This is a genomic window from Mycobacterium sp. PSTR-4-N (assembly GCF_022348085.1).
Taxonomy (GTDB): Bacteria; Actinomycetota; Actinomycetes; order Mycobacteriales; family Mycobacteriaceae; genus Mycobacterium.
In genome coordinates, this window is sequence record NZ_JAKRFN010000058.1 from 1 (window position 1) to 1556 (window position 1556).

General features: G+C 56.6%; 1 rRNA gene. It reads left to right on the plus strand.

From position 1 onward, the window contains the following. Positions 1-131: 131 nt before the first annotated feature. Positions 132-1556 (plus strand): 16S ribosomal RNA (locus MHN84_RS29600); the annotation flags it as partial.

Sequence of the window (1556 nt, forward strand, 5' to 3'; positions counted from 1 at the left end):
TTTTTTTGTTGTGTCCCGGATTTTCCCGTTTGTGGGGCGCAATGTTTTTTGGATGCCAGTTTTTGGTGTCTTTTGTTTGTGATCGGATTTTTCTGATTCGAATTCTGCCCGGGTTTGGTCCTGGGGGTTTTTGTTTGGAGAGTTTGATCCTGGCTCAGGACGAACGCTGGCGGCGTGCTTAACACATGCAAGTCGAACGGAAAGGCCCTTCGGGGTACTCGAGTGGCGAACGGGTGAGTAACACGTGGGTGATCTGCCCTGCACTTTGGGATAAGCCTGGGAAACTGGGTCTAATACCGGATAGGACCACGGCATTCATGTGTTGTGGTGGAAAGCTTTTGCGGTGTGGGATGGGCCCGCGGCCTATCAGCTTGTTGGTGGGGTAATGGCCTACCAAGGCGACGACGGGTAGCCGGCCTGAGAGGGTGACCGGCCACACTGGGACTGAGATACGGCCCAGACTCCTACGGGAGGCAGCAGTGGGGAATATTGCACAATGGGCGCAAGCCTGATGCAGCGACGCCGCGTGAGGGATGACGGCCTTCGGGTTGTAAACCTCTTTCGCCAGGGACGAAGAGAGATTGACGGTACCTGGAGAAGAAGGACCGGCCAACTACGTGCCAGCAGCCGCGGTAATACGTAGGGTCCGAGCGTTGTCCGGAATTACTGGGCGTAAAGAGCTCGTAGGTGGTTTGTCGCGTTGTTCGTGAAAACTCACAACTCAATTGTGGGCGTGCGGGCGATACGGGCAGACTGGAGTACTGCAGGGGAGACTGGAATTCCTGGTGTAGCGGTGGAATGCGCAGATATCAGGAGGAACACCGGTGGCGAAGGCGGGTCTCTGGGCAGTAACTGACGCTGAGGAGCGAAAGCGTGGGGAGCGAACAGGATTAGATACCCTGGTAGTCCACGCCGTAAACGGTGGGTACTAGGTGTGGGTTTCCTTCCTTGGGATCCGTGCCGTAGCTAACGCATTAAGTACCCCGCCTGGGGAGTACGGCCGCAAGGCTAAAACTCAAAGGAATTGACGGGGGCCCGCACAAGCGGCGGAGCATGTGGATTAATTCGATGCAACGCGAAGAACCTTACCTGGGTTTGACATGCACAGGACGCTGGTAGAGATATCAGTTCCCTTGTGGCCTGTGTGCAGGTGGTGCATGGCTGTCGTCAGCTCGTGTCGTGAGATGTTGGGTTAAGTCCCGCAACGAGCGCAACCCTTGTCTCATGTTGCCAGCACGTTATGGTGGGGACTCGTGAGAGACTGCCGGGGTCAACTCGGAGGAAGGTGGGGATGACGTCAAGTCATCATGCCCCTTATGTCCAGGGCTTCACACATGCTACAATGGCCGGTACAAAGGGCTGCGATGCCGTGAGGTGGAGCGAATCCTTTCAAAGCCGGTCTCAGTTCGGATCGGGGTCTGCAACTCGACCCCGTGAAGTCGGAGTCGCTAGTAATCGCAGATCAGCAACGCTGCGGTGAATACGTTCCCGGGCCTTGTACACACCGCCCGTCACGTCATGAAAGTCGGTAACACCCGAAGCCGGTGGCCTAACCC